18 protein-coding genes are annotated in these 20,732 nt (G+C 61.7%); 13 read left to right on the plus strand and 5 right to left on the minus strand.

The features are described 5' to 3' along the window. Positions 1 to 183: 183 nt before the first annotated feature. The gene (locus KQ940_RS21540; protein ID WP_217416713.1) at positions 184 to 1,188 is read right to left on the minus strand and encodes a Bug family tripartite tricarboxylate transporter substrate binding protein; all 1,005 of its coding nucleotides are present in this window, start codon (positions 1,186 to 1,188) and stop codon (positions 184 to 186) included. A gap of 260 nt (positions 1,189 to 1,448) precedes the next feature. Here KQ940_RS21540 and KQ940_RS21545 point away from each other — a divergent pair, with 260 nt between their 5' ends. The 6 genes from KQ940_RS21545 (at position 1,449) to hutH (ending at position 9,477) form a co-directional block, all read left to right on the plus strand. Continuing rightward, the gene (locus tag KQ940_RS21545) at positions 1,449 to 2,390 is read left to right on the plus strand and encodes a LysR family transcriptional regulator (RefSeq protein ID WP_217416714.1); all 942 of its coding nucleotides are present in this window, start codon (positions 1,449 to 1,451) and stop codon (positions 2,388 to 2,390) included. Between the two features lie 203 nt (positions 2,391 to 2,593). Beyond that, positions 2,594 to 3,913 (plus strand): YjiH family protein, encoded by a 1,320-nt coding sequence (locus KQ940_RS21550; protein WP_217416715.1) that lies wholly within the window; start codon positions 2,594 to 2,596, stop codon positions 3,911 to 3,913. Positions 3,914 to 4,087: 174 nt separating this feature from the next. Beyond that, positions 4,088 to 5,317, plus strand: a complete 1,230-nt coding sequence (gene hutI, locus KQ940_RS21555) for an imidazolonepropionase (RefSeq protein ID WP_217416716.1) — start codon at positions 4,088 to 4,090, stop codon at positions 5,315 to 5,317. Further along, positions 5,310 to 6,251 (plus strand): formimidoylglutamase, encoded by a 942-nt coding sequence (gene hutG, locus KQ940_RS21560; protein WP_217416717.1) that lies wholly within the window; start codon positions 5,310 to 5,312, stop codon positions 6,249 to 6,251. The genes hutI and hutG overlap by 8 nt, the downstream gene beginning before the upstream one ends. A gap of 11 nt (positions 6,252 to 6,262) precedes the next feature. Continuing rightward, the gene (hutU, locus tag KQ940_RS21565) at positions 6,263 to 7,939 is read left to right on the plus strand and encodes a urocanate hydratase (protein ID WP_217416718.1); all 1,677 of its coding nucleotides are present in this window, start codon (positions 6,263 to 6,265) and stop codon (positions 7,937 to 7,939) included. Further along, complete coding sequence (gene hutH, locus KQ940_RS21570; protein WP_217416719.1) at positions 7,939 to 9,477, plus strand: histidine ammonia-lyase; 1,539 nt, start codon at positions 7,939 to 7,941, stop codon at positions 9,475 to 9,477. Before hutU ends, hutH begins: the two co-directional genes overlap by 1 nt. 39 nt (positions 9,478 to 9,516) lie before the next feature. Here the strand turns inward: hutH and hutC are convergent, their stop codons facing one another. Next, the gene (gene hutC / locus KQ940_RS21575) at positions 9,517 to 10,227 is read right to left on the minus strand and encodes a histidine utilization transcriptional repressor HutC (protein ID WP_217416720.1); all 711 of its coding nucleotides are present in this window, start codon (positions 10,225 to 10,227) and stop codon (positions 9,517 to 9,519) included. Between the two features lie 234 nt (positions 10,228 to 10,461). Next, positions 10,462 to 10,617: a hypothetical protein gene (locus tag KQ940_RS21580; protein ID WP_217416721.1), complete on the minus strand. Its 156-nt coding sequence runs from the start codon at positions 10,615 to 10,617 to the stop codon at positions 10,462 to 10,464. Between the two features lie 243 nt (positions 10,618 to 10,860). On the opposite strand from KQ940_RS21580, the gene KQ940_RS21585 reads away from it, so the two are divergent. Beyond that, a complete protein-coding gene (locus tag KQ940_RS21585; RefSeq protein ID WP_217416722.1) occupies positions 10,861 to 11,418 on the plus strand; it encodes a response regulator in 558 nt (185 codons plus the stop codon). A gap of 16 nt (positions 11,419 to 11,434) precedes the next feature. On the opposite strand, the gene KQ940_RS21590 is transcribed toward KQ940_RS21585, so the two are convergent. Next, positions 11,435 to 13,135, minus strand: coding sequence for a VRR-NUC domain-containing protein (locus KQ940_RS21590; protein WP_217416723.1), 1,701 nt, complete (start codon positions 13,133 to 13,135; stop codon positions 11,435 to 11,437). 16 nt (positions 13,136 to 13,151) lie between these two features. Further along, the gene (gene mtnP / locus KQ940_RS21595) at positions 13,152 to 14,018 is read right to left on the minus strand and encodes an S-methyl-5'-thioadenosine phosphorylase (RefSeq protein ID WP_217416724.1); all 867 of its coding nucleotides are present in this window, start codon (positions 14,016 to 14,018) and stop codon (positions 13,152 to 13,154) included. A 140-nt stretch (positions 14,019 to 14,158) separates the two neighbouring features. On the opposite strand from mtnP, the gene KQ940_RS21600 reads away from it, so the two are divergent. The 6 genes from KQ940_RS21600 (at position 14,159) to KQ940_RS21625 (ending at position 20,731) form a co-directional block, all read left to right on the plus strand. Continuing rightward, positions 14,159 to 15,298, plus strand: a complete 1,140-nt coding sequence (locus KQ940_RS21600; protein WP_217416725.1) for an FAD-dependent oxidoreductase — start codon at positions 14,159 to 14,161, stop codon at positions 15,296 to 15,298. Positions 15,299 to 15,301: 3 nt separating this feature from the next. Beyond that, a complete protein-coding gene (locus KQ940_RS21605) occupies positions 15,302 to 16,204 on the plus strand; it encodes an HD-GYP domain-containing protein (RefSeq protein WP_217416726.1) in 903 nt (300 codons plus the stop codon). 81 nt (positions 16,205 to 16,285) lie between these two features. Continuing rightward, positions 16,286 to 17,239, plus strand: coding sequence for an arsenosugar biosynthesis radical SAM (seleno)protein ArsS (gene arsS, locus KQ940_RS21610; protein ID WP_217416727.1), 954 nt, complete (start codon positions 16,286 to 16,288; stop codon positions 17,237 to 17,239). A gap of 65 nt (positions 17,240 to 17,304) precedes the next feature. Beyond that, a complete protein-coding gene (locus KQ940_RS21615; RefSeq protein WP_217416728.1) occupies positions 17,305 to 19,464 on the plus strand; it encodes an FAD-dependent oxidoreductase in 2,160 nt (719 codons plus the stop codon). Continuing rightward, positions 19,461 to 20,135, plus strand: coding sequence for a TIGR04283 family arsenosugar biosynthesis glycosyltransferase (locus KQ940_RS21620; RefSeq protein ID WP_217416729.1), 675 nt, complete (start codon positions 19,461 to 19,463; stop codon positions 20,133 to 20,135). The genes KQ940_RS21615 and KQ940_RS21620 overlap by 4 nt, the downstream gene beginning before the upstream one ends. Then, complete coding sequence (locus tag KQ940_RS21625; protein ID WP_217416730.1) at positions 20,132 to 20,731, plus strand: TIGR04282 family arsenosugar biosynthesis glycosyltransferase; 600 nt, start codon at positions 20,132 to 20,134, stop codon at positions 20,729 to 20,731. The genes KQ940_RS21620 and KQ940_RS21625 overlap by 4 nt, the downstream gene beginning before the upstream one ends. The last annotated feature ends 1 nt before the right edge of the window (position 20,732 follow it).

Raw genomic sequence — 20,732 nt, forward strand, 5'->3', positions numbered from 1 at the left:
CATCAGGAAGCCGAACAGGGTTTCGCCGGGCTTGGTGTAGCTATGCTGGGTATGTGACATGGTGATGGATTCACTCTAGTTATAGTCGGTTGGGGCGCAACCGGCGGACCTGGGAATCTCGGTCCTCATATCTCGGAACCAGAGCCGGGCCGAAGCCCGGCTGCCTTTGTGTTGCTTAGGGTGTTACTCCGGACGCTTGATGCCGAACTCCTCCGGGGAGTGCTTGGCGATACCGGCGTCGTAGACGATCCAGGAGGAGACGGAGCGGTAGCTGTCGAGGAACTTGGCCGCCTCATCACCGGAGATGTTCATAATGGTGAAGCCGCGCTTGTCCATCAGCTCCTTGAACTCAGGGTTCTGCGCCGCTTCATGATAAGCCGCTGTCAGCTTCTCGACCGCCTCTGCCGGCGTATCCTTCTTGACGAAGACGCCAAAGAATGGGCCCCAGGGCAGGTACTTGTTGAAGCCCGGAATCTCTTCGGTGATCGGTGCGGTATCCGGCAGCAGCGGGCTGGCTTGGGTATCGACCAGGCCGATCACCTTCATCCGGCCCGCCTTGATATGCTCGATGGCGGCACCGAGCACCGCCGGCATGATATCGATGGCGCCGCCCTGCAGCGCGGTCAGCGCCGGGCCGTCGCCATCATAGGGTACTCCGGTGAAGTCGATATGGGTTTCCGCCTCCAGCATCGCCAACACGATGGAGGTCAGGCCGCCGGGCCCGGTGGAGCCGGTCTTGATCTCACCCGGGTGCTTCTTGGTGTACTCGACCAGCTCCTTCATGGTGTTGAACGGCGCATCGTTGCGGGCGACGAAGATCGGTGTACCGCGTGCCAGTACGTTGATCGGAATCATATCGCCGTAGTCGACATCGGCCAGCCCCAGCACCTTGTACATCTGCGGGTTCTCGGCGCCCATCAGCAGGGTGTAACCGTCGGCCTTCATGGCGCTGACATACTTGGTGGCGATGGCGCCGACGCCGCCGGTCTTGTTGGTCATGATCACATCGCGGCCGAGTAGATCCTCGGCGTGAGGGGTTACCGAGCGCATGACGGTATCGGTGGAACCACCGGCACCCCACTGGATGATCCCCTGCAGATCTTTTTCAGGATATTGAGCTTGGGCAGTACCGGCGAGCAGACCGGCGAATGTGACTCCGGCAAGAGTCTTGATCAGCGCTTTTTTCATGCCTGTTTTCCTTTGTTGTTATTGGACGTTAGCGGTGTTGTCAGTTGCGTGTGTCGTTAATGGAAGAGCCTGTTGTGCCTCTTCCGCTGGACTCGGACTGTCCAGTTACGCCCGGTGATTAAATTTTGCGCTGATAGTGGTAAACGTCAAATACCAATATTTGGTAGATCTATAACATAATGTTAATTTTGTTCGAGGGCTAAGGGCACCAGTGATCCGCCGGACTGGCGATAGAGAGTGATTTCACAGGAGGGAGCATCATGCCCAAACGACAGTTGACCCTGCGTCAGATCGAGATGATCCGCGCGATCAAGGTAGCGGGCTCCATCGCCGGTGCCGCGCGCTTGCTGAATGTTTCCCAGCCCGGCGTGAGCCGGACCATGAAACACGTGGAATCGATACTGGAGATCAAGCTGTTTACCCGTATCGGCGGTAAATACACGCCCAGCCCTGAAGCCAGCGGTATCTTCGCCCAGCTCAATGATCTGTACAAAAAGCTCAGCGATCTGAACCGCTCGATCGAACAGCTGGAGCGTGGACGGGAGGTCGAACTCATCTTCGGCTCGGTGCCGAGTCTGGCGCTGACGATGGTACCCCGTGCGATCGCGCACTTGCGTGGGCGCTATCCAGACCTGCATCTGAATATCGAAACCCTGAAACTCGAGGAGGCGATCGATTACCTGCTGCTCGGGCGGGGTGAGTTTGTCTGTATGAGCTACAGCTTCAACCATCCGGCGATCGACTTCCTGCCGCTTGCGGAGGGCGAATTGCGCTGTGTGGTGCACCGGGACCACCCCTTGGCTTCCCTGGCCGTGGTAAGTGCAGAGGAGATCGCGCAGTACCCGTTGATCGGTGTCGATCCTGGCGATCCCTATGGTCAGATTCTGAACAGCGTGTTCAGTCGTGCAGATGTCGACTACGACCTGACCTTTCGCGTGCGCTTCGGATCGATGGTGATCTCACTGGTCAGGCAGGGGCTGGGGGTAGCCGTACTCGACAGTTTTTCGCTGGCAGGAGTCGAGACGGAAAGCAGTGATCTCCGGGTTATTCGGCTGGCCGAACCTGTGCGCTTCAGTACTTACGTCGCGTTGCGAAATGATGTTGAACTGTCCAGTTTTGCCGAATCTTTAATCGATGCACTGAAATTCGAGATGGCACAGCTGATGGAAGAGGGCGGTAAAGAGACTGCTCAGCCAAGCTGAGGTATTTACATACTTGATGCAAATGTATATACATGTGTATGTACATGGATTGTTGCCGGAGGAATCGTGATCTGCACCGCTGTGTCGGGCGGGTTTGTGTCGCCGGAATCATGGGCAGGATGCGAGCTTTTGGGTATGCCGGACAGCGCAAGGCTGTGCCCGTGCTGACCAGACACTCACCAACAATAAATACAGGCATCTCTATGAATAACGAGACCGCAACGGCTGTGTCCCTCAATCCGGTGTCGATTGCGCGGCTGATCCTGTTCAGCGCGATCGGTATCTTTTTCTTCTTCGTGCCGGTGGAGGTGGCAGGCAAATCCACCATTCCGCTGGATCATATCGTCTCATGGATCCGCACCCATCAGGCCGATGGCGCCGCTTTCTATGCGTTGCTGCTTATCATCGCCGGCGGGATCTATCCTTTTGTCCGGGGCAATTGGCGCAAAGACACCACGCATACCATCTTCTCGCTGCTCAAGGTCGCCGGCGTGCTGGTGTCGTTGATGGCGTTCTTCGAATTCGGCCCGGCGGCGCTGTTTGAAAAGGATATGCTGCCGTTCCTGTTCAACAAGCTGGTGATCCCGGTGGGGCTGATCGTGCCGATCGGTGCGATCTTCCTGGCGTTCCTGATCAGTTACGGCCTGCTCGAACTGATTGGCGTGCTGTTCCAGCCAGTAATGCGGCCGCTGTTCAAGACTCCGGGCAAATCGGCCATCGACGCCGTGGCTTCGTTTGTTGGCAGCTACTCCATCGGCCTGTTGATCACCAACAGGGTATACAAGTCCGGCCAGTACTCAGCAAAGGAAGCGGCGATCATCGCCACCGGCTTCTCCACCGTATCGGCCACCTTTATGGTGATCGTGGCCAAGACCCTGGGGCTGATGGAGATATGGAATCTGTTCTTCTGGTCGGCCCTGGCGATTACCTTCATCGTCACCGCGATCACTGTGCGCTTGTTCCCATTGTCTCGAATGGATGACCGGGCCGACCAGCCCGAGCAGGAACAGCTCGAACATCCGCGTTTCAAGCAGGCAGTGCTGGAGGGTGTCGCGGCCAATGAGCAGGCGGAACCGCTGTTGATCAATATCCGGCGTAACTTCCTCGAAGGGCTGTTGATGGCGATGAGCATACTGCCGTCGATCATGTCGGTGGGACTGATCGGGCTGCTGGTTGCCAAGTACACGCCGCTGTTCGACTGGATGGGCTACCTGTTCTATCCGTTCACCGCGCTGGCCCAGCTTGGTGAGCCGCTGGCGGTGGCCAAGGCTGCCGCCACCGGCCTGGCTGAGATGTTCCTGCCGGCGCTGCTGATGGCTGAAGGGGCGGTTGCCGCCAAGTTCGTCACCGGTTGCGTGGCGATCTCCTCGGTGCTGTTCTTCTCGGCGTCTATCCCCTGCATCCTCTCCACCGAGATACCGTTGACGATCCGCCAGATGCTGATCATCTGGTACCAGCGCGTGGCCTTGACCATCCTGCTGTCGACACCGGTAGCCTTCTATGCCGAACGTCTGATCGGATGACAGCGGAAAACCTTTCGGGGCGGAGATGGCGCTAACGCCATCTCCGCTTTTTTTGTTTCAAATGTAAAACTGGAAAAAATCCACCGATTGCGTTTGCATTCCTGAAAATCTGTAGTATATATTTGTATATACAAATGCTGTTGCCAATAGTTTTTAAGCCAAAGGGTGGATGCAGTGTTCAGAAACTGTGACCGAGTCTGGATCAACGCCAACGTCGCGACCTTCGATACCGACAACAGTGCCGCATATGGTGCGCTGTCGCACCAGGCGGTGGGTGTCGCCGGCGACCGCATTCAGGCGATCGCGCCGATGACCGCCTTCGATGCCAGTGGCATCGCTGCCGAGATCATCGACGCCCAAGGCCGCTGGCTGACGCCGGGACTGATCGATGCCCATACCCATCTGGTGTTTGCCGGCAATCGTGCCCGCGAGTTCGAGTTGCGTCTGCAGGGCGCCAGCTACGAGGAGATTTCGCGCCAGGGTGGTGGCATCCTCTCCACCGTCAAGGCTACCCGCGCCGCCAGCGTGGATAAGTTGGTGGCGCTGGCCGTGCCGCGCCTTGAGGCGCTGCTGCGGGAGGGGGTGACCAGTGTCGAGATCAAGTCCGGCTACGGCCTCGATCTTGTCAGTGAGCTGAACATGCTGCGTGCAGCGCGGGCGCTCGGCGAGCGCTACCCGGTACGGGTATCGACGTCGCTGCTCGCTGCGCATGCACTGCCGCCCGAGTTTGCCGACGATGCCGAGGGTTATATCGACCTGGTCTGCAATGAGATCATTCCGGCGGCGGTCGCCGAAGGTCTGGCCGATGCGGTGGATGTGTTCTGCGAAACCATCGCCTTTTCACCGGCCCAGTGCGAGCGCGTGTTCCAGGCGGCCCAGACCCATGGTCTCGGTATCCGCGCCCATGTCGAGCAGCTCTCTGATCAGCAAGGGGCAGCACTGGCGGCGAGGTACGGTGCCTGGTCCGTCGACCATCTGGAGTGGCTGGACGAGGCCGGAATCCAGGCGATGGCCGAAGCCGGTACTGTCGCCACGCTGCTGCCCGGCGCCTTCTATTTCCTGCGCGAAACCCGGTTGCCCCCGATCGATCTACTACGTCAGCACCGTGTGCCTATGGCGGTGGCAACCGACCTTAATCCCGGATCGTCGCCGCTGGCATCGCTGCGTCTGGCGCTGAACATGGCCTGCACCCTGTTCCGGCTGACCCCGGAGGAGGCGTTGGCGGGCGTCACCCGAAATGCCGCCAGGGCGCTCGGCCTGGGCCATACCCTGGGCCAGATCAAACCGGGGATGCAGGCGGATATGCTGCTCTGGGATATCGAACATCCGGCCGAGCTGGCCTACCAGTTCGGCGTCAATCCGATCAAACAGCGCATCGTTGGCGGGGAGGTAGGTAATGTTTGAGCTGAAATTCAACGATATCTGGACCGGCCGCGTCGACGCCGACGAGTCCCCTGAACTGGCCACCCGCCTGCATCAGGTAATCAAGCCTTTGGCGGAAGGCCCGGCAGGGCTGGTGCTGATCGGCTTCTGCAGCGATGAAGGTGTGCGCCGCAACCAGGGCCGCGTGGGTGCTGCACAGGCACCGAATAAACTGCGCCGAGCCCTGGCCAATCTGCCCTGGTCGCCGGAGCGGACCGCCTACGATGCCGGCGACGTGCAGTGCGAAGAGCAGCAGCTAGAGACCGCTCATCAGGCGTTGGCCGACCGTGTCACCGACTGTTTGGAGGCCGGCCATTTCCCGCTGGTGCTCGGTGGCGGCCACGAGGTGGCGTTCGGCACCTGGCTGGGCCTGGCCCAGCATATCGAGGCGAGCGGCGAGAAACCGCGCATCGGCATCGTCAACTTCGATGCCCACTTCGACCTGCGCCCGGACAGCAACGGTGCCAGCTCCGGCACGCCGTTCTACCAGATTGCCAGGCAGTGCCAGGCTCGCGGCCTGGAGTTCCGTTACTGCTGCCTGGGCGTCAGTGAAGTGTCCAATACGGCGGCGCTGTTCCGGCGCGCCGACGAACTGGGTGTCAGCTACCGGAGCGATGCTGACATGGGTCTCCTGCACCTGCAGGAGACGATCCGTCAGCTCGAGCAGTTCATGGAGAGCTGTGACCTGCTGTACCTGACCATCGACCTGGACGTGTTGCCCGCCAGCGTTGCCCCTGGGGTCAGCGCACCGGCGCCGCACGGCGTGGGTCTGGAGATTCTGGAGCCGCTGATCGCGACGATCAAGCGCAGCGGCAAACTGAAAATCGCCGATATCGCCGAATACAACCCGACCTTCGATATCGACAACTGGACTGCGCGCGCCGCGGCGCGCCTGATCCACTTTATTGTCAAGTGAGGCCTATAACAATGAAAGACAATCGTCACGATCCCAGCCGCGTCATCAAGGCTCCGACCGGTTCCGAGAAAACCTGCAAGAGCTGGCTGACCGAAGCCGCGATGCGGATGCTGATGAACAACCTGCACCCGGACGTGGCCGAGCGCCCGGAGGACCTGGTGGTCTACGGCGGCATCGGTCGTGCCGCCCGCAACTGGGCGTGCTATGACAAGATTGTCGAAGTGCTGCAGCGCCTCGAGGAGGATGAATCGCTGCTGATCCAGTCCGGCAAGCCGGTCGGTGTGTTCAAGACCCACCCGGATGCGCCGCGCGTGCTGATCGCCAACTCCAACCTGGTGCCGCACTGGGCCACCTGGGAGCACTTCAACGAGCTGGATAAGAAGGGCCTGATGATGTACGGCCAGATGACGGCCGGTTCCTGGGTCTATATCGGTTCGCAGGGGATAGTGCAGGGCACCTACGAGACCTTTGCCGCGATGGCGAAGAAGCACTTCAACGGCGAGGCGAAGGGGCGCTGGATCCTGACCGGTGGTCTCGGTGGTATGGGCGGCGCTCAGCCGCTGGCGGCTACCATGGCCGGTTACTCCTGTATCGCCGTGGAGTGCGACGAGACCCGTATCGATTTCCGTCTGCGCACCCGCTATGTCGATCACAAGGCCCACACGCTGGATGAGGCGCTGGAGATCATTGATGCGGCCAAGGCTCGTGGGGAAGCGGTCTCTGTCGGCCTGCTCGGCAACTGCGCGGATATCGTGCCGGAGATCGTCGAGCGCGGCATCGTGCCGGACGTGGTCACCGACCAGACCAGCGCCCACGATCCGTTGAATGGCTATCTGCCCAAGGGCTGGACTCTGGAATACGCCGCCGAGATGCGGCAGAAGGACGAAGCGGCCGTGGTCGATGCAGCCAAGGAGTCGATGGCGATTCACGTCCGCGCCATGCTCGAGCTGCAGAAACGCGGTGCGGCCACCACCGACTACGGCAACAACATCCGCCAGATGGCGTTCGAGAAGGGCGTGAAAAACGCGTTCGACTTCCCGGGCTTCGTGCCAGCCTATATTCGCCCGCTGTTCTGCGAGGGGATCGGCCCGTTCCGCTGGGTCGCGCTGTCCGGCGATCCGGAGGATATCTACAAGACCGACCGGAAGGTGAAGGAGCTGATCCCGGACGATCCGCATCTGCACAACTGGCTGGATATGGCGCGCGAGCGCATCGCCTTCCAGGGGCTACCGGCACGTATCTGCTGGGTTGGTTTGAAGGATCGTGCACGGCTGGCGCTGGCGTTCAATGAGATGGTAAAGAATGGTGAGCTGAAAGCGCCGGTGGTGATCGGTCGCGACCATCTGGATTCCGGCTCTGTGGCGAGCCCGAACCGTGAAACCGAGTCGATGCAGGATGGTTCGGATGCGATCTCCGACTGGCCACTGCTGAACGCGCTGCTGAACACCGCCGGTGGTGCCACCTGGGTGTCGATCCATCACGGTGGCGGCGTCGGCATGGGCTTCAGTCAGCACGCCGGTGTCGTCATCGTTGCCGACGGCAGCGATGCGGCGGCCAAGCGCCTGGGCCGCGTGCTCTGGAACGACCCGGGTACCGGCGTCATGCGCCATGCCGATGCCGGTTACGATATAGCGATCGACTGCGCGAAAGAGCAGGGCCTCGACCTGCCGATGCTGGAGGACAATTGATGAAAACACTGTGTATCCGTCCCGGCGCGATGACCCTTGCGGAACTGCGCCAGGTCAACAATGCACCGGTGGCGCTTGAGCTCGATCCGGCCAGCCATGCGGGGATCCGCGCCAGCAGTGCGGCTGTCACGCGGGTGATCGAAGAGAACCGCGTGGTGTACGGCATCAACACCGGTTTCGGTCTGCTTGCCAACACCCGAATCGCGCCGGAAGACCTGGAGCTGCTGCAGCGCAGTATCGTGCTGTCGCACGCCGCCGGTATCGGTGCGCTGATGAGCGAGTCCACCGTGCGCCTGATGATGGTGCTGAAGATCAACTCGCTGGCCCGTGGCTTCTCCGGTATCCGCCTGTCGGTGATCGAGGCGCTGATCCAACTGGTCAACGCCGAGGTTTACCCCTGCGTACCCGAGAAAGGTTCGGTGGGCGCCTCCGGCGACCTGGCACCGCTGGCGCATATGAGCACGGTGCTGCTTGGAGAAGGCGAGGTGATCTACAGGGGCGAGCGCCTGTCCGGCGCCGAGGGGCTGCGTATCGCCGGCCTTGAGCCGATCACGCTGGCACCTAAGGAGGGGCTGGCGCTGCTTAACGGTACCCAGGCCTCCACCGCTTTTGCCCTGCAGGGCCTGTTCGCTGCCGAAGACCTCTATGCTGCAGCCACAGTGGCGGGTTCAATCTCGGTAGAAGCGGCATTGGGCAGCCGACGTCCTTTTGACCCCCGTGTCCATGAGGTGCGTGGTCAGCAGGGGCAGATCGATGCGGCCGCAGCCTACCGTCACCTGTTGGGCGAGCGCTCCGAGATCGGTGACTCCCATGCCACCTGCGAGAAGGTGCAGGACCCGTACTCGCTGCGTTGCCAGCCCCAGGTGATGGGTGCCTGCCTGCAGCAGATCCGCCAGGCTGCCGAGGTGCTGCTGGTGGAGGCCAATGCCGTGTCCGACAACCCGCTGGTGTTTGCCGACGAGAACGACTTCATCTCCGGTGGCAACTTCCACGCCGAGCCGGTGGCGATGGCGGCGGATAATCTGGCGTTGGCGATCGCCGAGATCGGGGCACTGTCCGAGCGGCGCATGGCGCTGTTGATCGACTCCAATCTGAGCAAGTTGCCGCCGTTCCTGGTCAATAATGGCGGCGTCAACTCCGGCTTCATGATCGCCCAGGTCACTGCGGCGGCGCTGGCGTCGGAGAACAAGACGCTGGCACACCCTGCCTCGGTGGATAGCATGCCCACCTCCGCCAACCAGGAGGACCATGTGTCGATGGCGACGTTTGCCGCGCGCCGTCTGCGTGATATGGCGGATAATACCGCCGGGGTGCTGGCGGTGGAGCTACTGGCCGGTTGTCAGGGGCTGGATTTCCGCACGCCGCTTAAAGCGTCGGAACAGATCGAAGCCTGCAAGGCCGAACTGCGTGCTGTGGTGCCGTTCTACGACAAGGACCGCTATTTCGCCCCCGATATCGAAAAAGCCAAACAGCTGATTCAGGGCGCGACGCTGAACGCTCATCTGCCGAGCCGACTGCTGCCGAGCCTGTGCGGCTGACAAGGTGTAGCAGTGCGCAGGGCTATCGGCCCTGCGAATTCAATGTTCCAGCGTGGTGATCGAGCGCAGCTTGTAGCGGGGGCCCGGATGGGTCAGGCAGGCGAAGCTGATCAGGCGACCATCGGACCAGGTGCGTCGCCCGACCTGGATACAGGGGGTAGCGGCATCTATCTCCAGCAGTTGCTGCTCCTGGTGTCCCGGCAGTACCGCTTCGACAATATGCTCGATGCTGGAGATCGGGCAGGTTTTCACCAGGTATTCGTTCGGCGTGGCCAGCGTGAAGTCCTGATCGATATAACCCGGCACCAGGCCGGCGGCCACAAAGCGGTCCTCGAGCTGAATCGGTAAACCCTCCTCCATATGCACGATCACCGAGTGATAGACGCGCGTACCGATCGGCATGCCCATCTGCATCGCCACGGTTTCGTTGGCCGAGGTGGCCTCGAGCTTGATCACCCGGCAGCTGTAGTGGTGGCCTCGCTGGCGCACCTCTTCGGCGATATTGCGGATATCCGCCAGTGGCGATTCCGCCTTGGCATCGGCGATGAACGTGCCCAAACCCGGGTAGCGCACCAGCCGGTTCTCCTGCACCAGATCGCGGATCGCCTTGTTTACCGTCATTCGGCTGACACCGAACTGCTCGGCCAGCTGGTGCTCGGTGGGGATACGGCTGCCGGGGGTGTATTTCTGCTGCTTGATACCCTCGAGTATGTAGCTTTTTATCTGCTGATAACGTGGCTTGTTGTTCACTCGGGGCCTCTGCCGCTCTGGGTTGAGATGCATTGATTGTATATATCTATGTTGAAGCGCTCAATGGTGGCTATCTACCTGTAAGATGGGTGAAACACAGGGCAATACTGTCTGGGTCAGACGAGCAGTTGGATAGGTTTTGGCTCAATTGTATATGCAAGTTGCGGCAGAGTGGCTAAGGGGAGCGAATAGGGGGCGTGACCGGATGGTTGGCCCCCGGGCGGTTGAAAGCGTTCAGCGTGTGGATTTCGGCGGAATCAGCCCCCACAGTATGCCGCCGACAACAGTGAGCAGGGCGCCGGACAGTGTCCAGCTGAGGCCAAAGCCAAGCAGGCCGGCCAATTCGATGCACATCCCTACGATGGCGATTATCCAGGCGATATAGCTCATCGACTCTCTCCTGATTGATTCAACGACTAAAGCCTAGCAAATGGAAAAGAGATCAGTTGATACCACTTTCAGCAGGGGGACGCGGGCTTTGTTTGCGACCAGCAGTATTCACGCGGCGAACAGTCTCTATTGTGCCTGTGTAGCCAGCAAGTTGCGGAAGTCTGATGCTGTCATAAATGTCCTAATTGCATTAATTGCGAATTGTGTTATAACTCTCGACAAGGTTCTTTGGACGTTAGGTTAATGAAAACGCTCACCACCGGTGAAATAGCCAAGTTATGCGATGTGAACCTGCGGACGGTGATTCGCTGGATCGATCGCGGCGCGCTCAAGGGTTTTAAACTGCCGGGGCGTGGCAATAACCGGGTGATGGTTGAGGATTTCATCGCCTTTCTCAATGAAAACGGCATGCCCATACCGCCAGAACTGGCCGGCGATAACAATCGCCGGGTTCTGGTTATCGATGACGAACCCGCCATTACCCGTGTTATTCGCCGCATTCTGCGTGCCGAGGGTTATGAAGTCAGCGTGGCCAATGATGGCTTCCAGGGCGGCACCAAGTTGCTTCAGGAGCAGCCGGCACTGGTTACACTGGACCTGAGCATGCCCGGAATGGACGGCTTTGAGGTGCTTGAGTTTATTCGCAAAACGCCAGAGGTGGTGCATACCCGGGTTGTCGTGATCTCGGCGCTGGGCGACCAGGAGCTGCAGCGCGCAAAAGAGGCAGGCGCCGACCTGGTGTTGGGCAAGCCTTTCAACAACGACCAACTGATAGGCGTTGTGAAACAGCTGATAGGTTAAAGCCGCAAGGTCATTTTCAGTCGATCGTCTGCTGCTCCCAGCGTACGTAACAGACACTCACCTCTACTCCCTGCTCCAGACAGAATTCGAGCCAGCTGCGCTGGTGATCCTGCAGTCGATCGCCGGGTCCCTTGACTTCGATCAGCCGATAACTCGGACCACTTACTCCGTCGATGCCTTGAGGAAAAAACTGGATCAGATCCGGCAGCCCCGAGCGATGGGCGGGAATATCCTCCAGCAGGCGTTGGAAAAAATCTTTCAGATGGTTGGCAGGTATGCACTCCAGTGCCAGCGTGATCTGCTCCTCTCCCAGTAGTTGCCAGTTGATGAATGGGCAGGTGGTACCTGCCTTGTCCCGCCATCGGCCGAGTATCCTCTCTCTGTATTCCCCTGTGGCCAGACAGCTCAGCGCATCGTCAAATAACGACTGGCGACGAGTGACAAAGTCGTGACTGTTCAGATCCGCCGGCGCGGCCTGGAAGGGGTTGAAGAAAGCGCCGGGCAGCGGTGCGTATAGCGCCGGCCAGCAGAGCAGGGCAAATAGCCCGTTGATCAGCGTATTCTCGACAAAAAAGACCGGGGCGTCCTGGCGGCCGAGGTGTTGTGCAACGCTCGTTTCCACCGAGCCTGAACAGGGCAGACTGAGATCGAGACGGGGCAGTGTGGGGCGTTTGAGGCGGGTTTTGGGCTCCCGACCGAGTGTTCGGCTCATGCGACGCTCGATTCGCGACAGCGCTTCACGCTCACTCGGGCGTACACTCTGTGTGATCGCCTCGATCAGGGCCGCGTAGCTATCAGCGTTGGGCCTGCTGAGTTCGAGTACACGAAACGCCCGTTGCCCTGCTTCAGTGTGTCGGCTTCGCTGGTAGAGATCCAACGCCAGCTCGTAATCGCCGGCACGTTCTGCACGACGACCAAGCTCGAACAGCAGGCGCGAGCGGCGCCGCTCCAGCCAGGCGTTATCCAGCGGCTCAGGGGGGAGCTGTTCGACAATTTCCCCCAACGGGAGCTCATGCTCAAGCGACTCTCGTGCTGCGTGCAGGCTTAAATAGGTATCCACCTCTTCCCGGCAGGCAAACGCGCGGGAGTCATTCGAGAAGGCGACCGGTTCGAAACGATGGTAGCCCAGCTCGGTGAGCACGAAAGCGCTGAGATCCTGGGCGAGATTGCCAAAGAACATCAGTTGCAACCGGGTGAACAGGTCGCTGCAGCTTAGCTGCAGCAACTGGTCATCCAGCGTGGGAGCCCACTCCTTCAGCCGGCGGGCATGCTCGCCATACTCTGTCTGCAGATGCTCGGTGATCGCTGATTTGGACAGTGAGGCGGGAAACTGCGCGACGTCACTGTCCAACGTCTGGACCAGCTCTTCGCGGGTCAGCAGGCGACACAAGGTAGTGCTGTCCACGGCCGGGTCGAACTCGATCCACCCCTGGTTGATCAGTGGAGGCAATGCGTTGATGGTGGAACCGATCTCGTCATAGACCAGGCGACTGGCCCGAAACTGCTCGCCCCGTCGCATCAGCATGCGCACCAGCAGGGCCAGGGATGGGGTGGGCAGGGCCAACAGTTGGTCTATCTGCTCCCTCTCCGGCTCAAGCAGCAGGTCCATGTGGTGTCTGCCGACCCACTGCACCAGGGTGCGGAAGTTGTGCAGGTAGTAGAGCGGATCACTCAGGTCGGCAGTATCGAGTGTTGATCTGTGATCTGTATTCGGCATGGTCATTTAGATAGACCTATTGCAGCAGGAGCTCGACCTGGGCCCTGCGCTCGTCGGCGATCTGCTCCAGAGGCGTTACCAAACCCTGTTTTAAAGCGTCATGGGCGGCTGATTGAGGCATCTCCGCGGCGATGAGCTTGATGGCGCGACGCGCGATCAGCTGAGCGCGGTCGGCATTCTGCATCAGGTTGCGGATCGCCAGTTCGGCAGTGACATGCGCCTCTTTCGGGTGCCAGCAGTCGTAATCGGTCACCATCGCCAGCGAAGTGTAGGCGATCTGCGCCTCACGGGCCAAACGCGCCTCGGTCATGTTGGTCATGCCGATCACGCTGGCACCGAAGGAACGGTAGAGGTTGGACTCGGCCAGGGTGGAGAACTGCGGCCCCTCCATGCACAGATAGGTGCCGCCGCGATGCAGGTTGACCCTTTCCTCCACCGGCAGGGAATCGACCGCCTGCGCGAGCAGGTCGCCGAGCATCGGGCAGGTGGGCTGTGCCAGAGACACATGGGCGACCACGCCGTTACCGAAAAAGCTGTTGGGGCGCTGCCGGGTCATATCGATGTATTGGTCCGGCAGTACCATATCCAGCGGTGCGATCTCCTCCTTCAGCGAGCCGACGGCGGAAAAAGAGAGCAGATAGCGCACCCCCAGCTGTTTCATGGCATAGATGTTGGCCTGGTAGGGCACCTCGCCCGGCAGCAGTGAGTGGTTGCGTCCGTGACGGGCGAGAAATGCCACCGCAACACCGCCGATCTCTCCGCTGAGTATGCGGTCGGACGGTCGGCCCCAGGGGGTATCGAGCTGGAGCTCCTCGGCGTTCTGCAGCGCTTCCATCCGATACAGGCCGCTGCCACCGATAATGCCGATTGTCGCCTTAGCCATGCGCTTGTCTCCCTCTATCTTCTGTTGGACTGCCCCAGAGTCGCATAGATATAGCATTCCTTACACTAAACTCAATTTCGACTGTAAGGGATGACGACATTGAACGACACAACCCTGGGGATCGGAGCTCTGGAGAGTGGATGCTAAAGGATAAAGAGGTCGGGCTGGCGTTGGTCGGAGGCGGACATGCGCACCTGTTCGTACTCGAGGCGATGGCCCAGGGGAGACTGACAATACCTGATACGGTACTGATCTCGCCCTCGCGTTGGCAGTACTACTCGGGGATGCTGCCCGGTCTTATGGCCGGTCACTACACCGTGGAGCAGTGCCGTATCGACCTGGCGCAACTGGCGAGGCGTGCCGGGGTGCGGTTTATCGAGCAGTCAGTGGTGAGCCTCAATGCGGCTGCCCAAAGCCTGTGCCTGTCCGGCGGGGAGAGTCTGGAGTATGCGTTGGCTTCATTGGATATCGGCAGCGAGACCGACCTGGGCAATCTGACCGACTTTCAGGGCAGGTTGTTGTGTGTAAAACCCCTCGACAGATTCCACGCCGACTGGCTCTCTTTTAAGGAGCGGGTAGGTAAGCGTCCTGGCGGTCGGCTGGTGGTGGCTGGCGCCGGCGCTGCAGGAGTGGAGCTGGCGATGGCCGCGGCGTATGCGTTGGCCGGCCCGATGGCGGGCAGCCCGGTAAAGCTGGTTGCGTCGGAAAAGGGAGTGTTGCCGGGGTTCTCGGCGGGTGTGCGTAAAGTGGTCCGGCGCGAACTGACGCGGATGGGCGTCGAGATCTACAGCGGCGGAGCAGAAGCGCAGGGGAATCGGATTCAGGTGGGTCGAAATACACTGCTGGAGTGCGATGCCCTGATCGCCGCGTGCGGTGCCAAGGCTCCAGCCTGGTTGCAGAGCAGCGCCCTCGCTCTGGATCCGGAGGGATTTATTCAGGTGGATGCCTATCACCGCAGCCTGTCACACCCCAGCCTTTTTGCCGTGGGTGATATCGCATCCCGCCCAAGTAGCCGGTTAATGCGTTCCGGTGTGCACTCGGTCAGAGCGGGGCCGGTGCTGGTCCACAATCTGGCTGCGCTGGTAACCGGAGGCAGGCTGAAGCCCTTCCGTCCGCGTGCCTGGGTGCTCTATTTGATCTCCTGCGGTGCGCGACACGCCGTGGCCAGTTGGGGGCCCTTTGTTCTCTCCGGTGGTTGGGTCTGGCGCTGGAAGGACCGTATCGACCGCCGCTTTATCGCCCGTTTCGATTACACCCATAGCGAGATAACCGAGGAGTAGACGATGATCTTTCGCCGTAGAAAACAGCAGCCGCAGAACCCGCCCACCCCGCATGCCGGTCAACTGATGCAGAGTCTGCTGGCGATGGCCTGGTTCGTCGAGGCGCGGGACCCCTACACGGGCGGCCACTTGTGGCGGGTCGGTCGCCTGGCCTGGCTGCTGGCCGATGCGGCCGGCATGAGCCCGGCCGAAACGGCGCGGGTCAGCCTGGGCGGCTTTCTGCATGATCTGGGCAAGGTCGGTGTGCCGGACGAGATTCTGCGTAAGCCGGGCAGCCTGAGTGACGAGGAGTACGCCGTGATCAAGACCCACCCCAGTATCGGCATGCGGATGCTGGCGGGGCATCCGTTGATGCATCTGGCAGCGGATGCCGTAGGCAAGCACCATGAACGGCCGGACGGACGCGGCTACCCGGCGGGGCTAAGCGGTGCCGAGATCCCGATGGATGCCCGCATCGTCGCGATCTGCGACGCCTTCGATGCCATGACCAGCCATCGTCCCTACCGTGCCGGTATGCCGATCGAGAGGGCGCTGTCGATCATCGATCAGGAGGCGGGCAAACAGTTCGATGCCGAACTGGCCGCCACCTTCGTCGAACTGGGTCGGGCGGGTCAGTTCGAGTGCGTGGTGGGCCATAGCGACGACGGGATTCCGCTACAGGAGTGCCCGATGTGCGGCCCCACCGTCGTGGTGCGCAAGGAGCAGAAGCCGGGTGAGCATCTATACTGCCGCAACTGCGGAGGCGAGTTTGAGCTTAAACTGGATCAAAGCAGGTTGGTGGCCCTGCCGACCGGCAACTGCGGCGCAGCGGCCGATCTGGAACCGGATGCGGATCATGCGCTGATTGCGCGAGCGATCGAGCAGATGACCTCGGTTTTGCCGCTGGAGGAGTTGATCGCCCGGTGAGTATCAAGAAGATGTAAGGCATGGCGATTTGGTACGACTAACCGGCAAACGATATAAAAACCGCCGTGAAGGAGCTGAACCATGCATGCCACCCTGCCGCTGCTGGAGGCCACCGATTTTCCGCCCATCGCCCGTGGCCGTACCGACACCCTGCAGGTCAATCTGGGCTACAGGTGCAACCAGCGCTGTGTGCACTGTCATGTCAACGCCGGGCCCAACCGCACCGAGATGATGTCGCCGGAGCTGGTCGACCTGGTGATCGAGGTGCTGGCTAAGCGACGGATCCAGACCCTGGACCTGACCGGCGGTGCGCCGGAGCTTCATACCGAGTTTCGGCGTCTGGTCGGTGCCGCGCGCAGGCTCGGTGTCAGGGTGATCGACCGCTGCAACCTGACCGTGCTGTTCGAGCCGGGGCAGGAGGATCTGGCCGAGTTTCTCGCCGGGCAGGGGGTGGAGGTCGTCGCCTCCTTGCCCTGCTACTCGCTTGAAAACGTCGACCGGCAGCGCGGCAAGGGGGTGTTCGATAAGAGCATCGAGGCGCTGAAAAAGCTCAACGCCCTGGGTTATGGCCAGAGCGCCGAAGGGCTGCAGCTGAACCTGGTCTACAACCCTCAGGGGCCGTCGCTGCCGCCGGATCAGGCCAGGCTTCAGGCGGACTACAAGCGCGAACTGTTCGACCATTTCGGCATCGTCTTCAACCAGCTGTTCGCGCTGGCCAATATGCCGATTCAGCGTTTCGGCTCCATGTTGATCTCCAAGGGGCAGTTCGAGCCCTACATGGCGCTGCTCAAGGCAAACTACCTGGAAGCCAACCTCGACAACGTCATGTGTCGCTCGCTGATCAGCGTGGACTGGCAGGGAGAGTTGCACGATTGCGACTTCAACCAGCAACTGGGGCTTGCCCAGGGCTGCAGGGCAAGGGCGCATCTGCGCGATCTGCTCAAGAGCGATCTCGATGGAGAGGCGATCTGCGTGGCGGACCACTGCTACGGCTGCACCGCCGGGCAGGGCTCTAGCTGCGGCGGGGCACTCTGATGGCCGTCAAGGAGGAGCGGAAAGGCAGATATAGCGGAGAAAACATCGGCCAGAGAAGCATCGGAATGAAGACCAAACTGACCTTGCTTGCGTTGATCCTGCTGGTGGTCACGGTGTTTTTCCTCGCCGACGGACACCAGCTATTGACCCTCGATACCCTGCGCGACAGCCTCGACACCTTCCACGCCTGGCGCGACCGCCAGCCGCTGCTGGTCTCCGGCGGCTTCTTCCTGATCTATGTGGCGGTCACGGCGCTGTCACTGCCCGGTGCGGCGGTGATGACGCTGGCCGGCGGCGCCCTGTTCGGGCTGCTCTGGGGCGTGTTGCTGATCTCCTTCGCCAGCACGATCGGCGCCACGCTGGCGTTTCTGGTCTCCCGCTACCTGCTGCGCGACTGGGTGCAGGAGCGCTTCGGCGCCCGGCTTAAGCCGATCAACCGCGGCATCGAGAAGGAGGGCGGCTTCTACCTGTTCACCCTGCGACTGGTGCCGCTGTTCCCGTTTTTCCTGATCAACCTGCTGATGGGGCTGACGCCGATCCGGACCTTCACCTTCTACTGGGTATCTCAGGTCGGGATGCTGGCCGGTACCCTGGTCTACGTCAACGCCGGTACCCAACTCGGTCAGTTGCAGAGTGTATCCGGCATCCTCTCCGCCGACCTGATCCTCTCCTTTGCGCTGCTGGGGCTGTTTCCGCTGATCGCCCGCAAGGGGATAGGTGTCGTCCAACGCCGCCGTGTCTACGTCGATTGGACCAGGCCCAAGAGCTTTGACCGCAACCTGATCGTGATCGGTGCCGGAGCCGGTGGCTTGGTTACCTCCTACATCGCGGCGGCGGTGAAGGCGAAGGTGACGCTGATCGAAGCCGACAGCCTGGGGGGCGACTGCCTCAACACCGGCTGCGTGCCGAGCAAGGCGCTGATCCGCAGTGCCCGACTGGCGCAGGAGATGCGCACCGCCGAGCGGCTGGGGCTGGAGAGTGTGCAGCCGCGCTTCTCCTTCAAGCGAGTGATGCAGCGGGTGCAGGAGGTGATCGCGCAGGTGGAGCCCCACGACAGCGTCGAGCGCTACACCGGGCTCGGAGTTGAGGTGATCCAGGGCTATGCCACATTGGTAGACCCCTGGACGGTCGAGATCGCGCTCAATGACGGCGGCAGTCGGCGTCTGAGTGGGCGTAGCATCGTGCTCGCCACCGGTGCCGCGCCGGTGGTGCCGGAACTGCCGGGCATCGAGCAGGTCGACTATGTCACCAGCGATACCCTCTGGAGTCGTTTCGCCGAGCTGGACGAGGCCCCGAAACGGCTGCTGGTGCTCGGTGGCGGTCCGATCGGCTGCGAACTGGCGCAGGCGTTCGCCCGGCTTGGATCTCAGGTCAGCCTGGTGCAGCGGCGAGATCGGGTGCTGCCGCAGGAGGATGAGGAGGTGTCGGCACTGGCGGCGCAATCCCTGCGCAGCTCCGGTGTCGAACTGCTGACCGGCCATACCCCGGTACGCTGCGAGCGTGACAACGAGTCGCAGCAACTGGTTGCCGCCCATCGGGGGGAGGAGCGAGCTATCCCGTTCGACTGCATGATCGTCGCCGCGGGACGCGTGGCGCGCCTGAGCGGCTACGGCCTCGAAACCCTCGGCATCGACACCGACCGCACCATCGCCACCAACGAATTTCTCGAGACCCGCTACCCCCATATCTATGCCGTCGGCGATGCCGCCGGACCCTACCAGTTCACCCACGTTGCGGCACACCAGGCCTGGTATGCGGCGGTCAATGGACTGTTCGGGCATCTCAAGCGCTTCGCCGTCGATTACCGGGTGATTCCGCGTACCACCTTCCTCGATCCGGAGATCGCAACCGTCGGCCTGACCGAACAGACCGCGCTGGAGCAGAAGGTGAGATACGAGGTAACCCGGTTCGATCTCGACGATCTGGATCGGGCACTGACCGAGAGCGCCACCGGCGGCCTGATCAAGGTGCTGACGCCGCCCGGCAGCGACCGGATCCTCGGAGTCACCATCGTCGGCGAACATGCCGGCGACCTGCTTGCCGAGTTCGTGCTGGCGATGAAGCACGGCCTTGGGCTGAACAAGATCCTCGGCACTATCCACGCCTACCCGACCTGGGCCGAGGGCAACAAATACGCGGCCGGCGAGTGGAAAAAGGCCCATGCCCCGCAGTGTCTGCTGCGTTGGATCGAGCGCTACCATGACCGGCGCAGGGGGCGGGGATGAAGATCTCGATCATCGTGCCGCTGCTCAACGAAGCGGACGCTTTGCCGGACCTGCTGACTCATCTGACATATTGGCGCGAGCATGACTGCGAGGTGCTGCTTGTCGATGGCGGCAGCAGCGACGGCTCGCCCGAAAGGATCCTGGCCCAAGGCTTTACCCTGCTGAGCGCCCCGCGGGGCCGGGCTCGACAGATGAACGCGGGCGCCGCGCGGGCAAGCGGTGATCTGCTGCTGTTTCTGCACGCCGATAGCCGGCTGCCCGATGATGGACTGGAACAGCTGCGACGCCTGGACGATCTATCGGCCGATATCTGGGGCCGCTTCGACGTGCGTATCCAGGGCCGGCCGTGGATGCTCAGGGTGATCGCGCGGGCGATGAACCTGCGCTCGCGTCTGACCGGCATCGCCACCGGTGACCAGGCGATCTTCGTCGGCCGGGCACTGTTCGAACGCGTAGGCGGCTACCCGGACCAGCCGCTGATGGAGGATATCGAACTCACCGACCGGCTGCGCAAGGTGCAGCGCCCGCTCTGCCTCGATGGACCGGTACTGACCTCCGGCCGGCGCTGGGAACAGTGTGGCGTCTGGCGCACCATCGGACTGATGTGGCAACTGCGCTGGGCTTACTGGCGCGGCGCGGCGGCGGAGCAACTGGCCGGGAGGTACCGATGACGACGCGCATCGTGATTCTGGCCAAGGCACCGCTGCCGGGACTGGCGAAAACCCGCCTGATCCCCGTGCTGGGCGAGCGGGGAGCCGCACAATTGGCCGAGCGGATGCTTCACCACACCCTGCGTGAGGCCTGCGCGGCGGATCTGGGGCCGGTGGAGCTCTGCGTCACCCCTGATACCGACCACCCCTGCTGGACCTCGCGTCCCGCCTCGGTGGCGCTGAGCGAGCAGGGCGGCGGCGACCTCGGCGAACGGATGGCCCGCATCGCCGCACGGATAACGGCGGCGGGCGGCCCTGTACTGCTGATCGGTACCGACTGTCCGGCGCTGACGGCCGACCGCCTTCGCCGAGCGGCCGCCGCGCTCGAACAGGGCGATGCGGTGATGACGCCGGCCGCCGACGGCGGCTACGTCCTGCTCGGCCTGAACCGCTTCGACCTGTCGCTGTTCCGCGATATCCCCTGGAGCACCGAACAGGTCGCGCAACTGACCCGCGAGCGGACAGAGGCACTCGGCTGGCGGCTGCATGAACTCGCTACCCTGCACGATATAGATGAAGCCGGCGATCTGGTTCATCTGCACGACTTTCCCGGATAGG

The sequence above is a fragment of the Marinobacterium ramblicola genome, assembly GCF_019084545.1.
GTDB classification, from domain to species: Bacteria; Pseudomonadota; Gammaproteobacteria; order Pseudomonadales; family Balneatricaceae; genus Marinobacterium_D; species Marinobacterium_D ramblicola.

What these genes read in the sequence shown, in the direction of transcription:
- mtnP (WP_217416724.1), bottom strand. Translation starts at nt 14,018, where the DNA reads ATGGCTAAGGCGACAATCGGCATTATCGGTGGCAGCGGCCTGTATCGG.
- KQ940_RS21605 (WP_217416726.1), top strand. Translation starts at nt 15,302, where the DNA reads ATGATCTTTCGCCGTAGAAAACAGCAGCCGCAGAACCCGCCCACCCCG.
- KQ940_RS21625 (WP_217416730.1), top strand. Translation starts at nt 20,132, where the DNA reads ATGACGACGCGCATCGTGATTCTGGCCAAGGCACCGCTGCCGGGACTG.
- KQ940_RS21615 (WP_217416728.1), top strand. Translation starts at nt 17,305, where the DNA reads ATGAAGACCAAACTGACCTTGCTTGCGTTGATCCTGCTGGTGGTCACG.
- KQ940_RS21550 (WP_217416715.1), top strand. Translation starts at nt 2,594, where the DNA reads ATGAATAACGAGACCGCAACGGCTGTGTCCCTCAATCCGGTGTCGATT.
- hutG (WP_217416717.1), top strand. Translation starts at nt 5,310, where the DNA reads ATGTTTGAGCTGAAATTCAACGATATCTGGACCGGCCGCGTCGACGCC.
- KQ940_RS21545 (WP_217416714.1), top strand. Translation starts at nt 1,449, where the DNA reads ATGCCCAAACGACAGTTGACCCTGCGTCAGATCGAGATGATCCGCGCG.
- KQ940_RS21600 (WP_217416725.1), top strand. Translation starts at nt 14,159, where the DNA reads ATGCTAAAGGATAAAGAGGTCGGGCTGGCGTTGGTCGGAGGCGGACAT.
- KQ940_RS21620 (WP_217416729.1), top strand. Translation starts at nt 19,461, where the DNA reads ATGAAGATCTCGATCATCGTGCCGCTGCTCAACGAAGCGGACGCTTTG.
- KQ940_RS21580 (WP_217416721.1), bottom strand. Translation starts at nt 10,617, where the DNA reads ATGAGCTATATCGCCTGGATAATCGCCATCGTAGGGATGTGCATCGAA.
- hutU (WP_217416718.1), top strand. Translation starts at nt 6,263, where the DNA reads ATGAAAGACAATCGTCACGATCCCAGCCGCGTCATCAAGGCTCCGACC.
- KQ940_RS21540 (WP_217416713.1), bottom strand. Translation starts at nt 1,188, where the DNA reads ATGAAAAAAGCGCTGATCAAGACTCTTGCCGGAGTCACATTCGCCGGT.
- KQ940_RS21585 (WP_217416722.1), top strand. Translation starts at nt 10,861, where the DNA reads ATGAAAACGCTCACCACCGGTGAAATAGCCAAGTTATGCGATGTGAAC.
- arsS (WP_217416727.1), top strand. Translation starts at nt 16,286, where the DNA reads ATGCATGCCACCCTGCCGCTGCTGGAGGCCACCGATTTTCCGCCCATC.
- hutH (WP_217416719.1), top strand. Translation starts at nt 7,939, where the DNA reads ATGAAAACACTGTGTATCCGTCCCGGCGCGATGACCCTTGCGGAACTG.
- KQ940_RS21590 (WP_217416723.1), bottom strand. Translation starts at nt 13,135, where the DNA reads ATGCCGAATACAGATCACAGATCAACACTCGATACTGCCGACCTGAGT.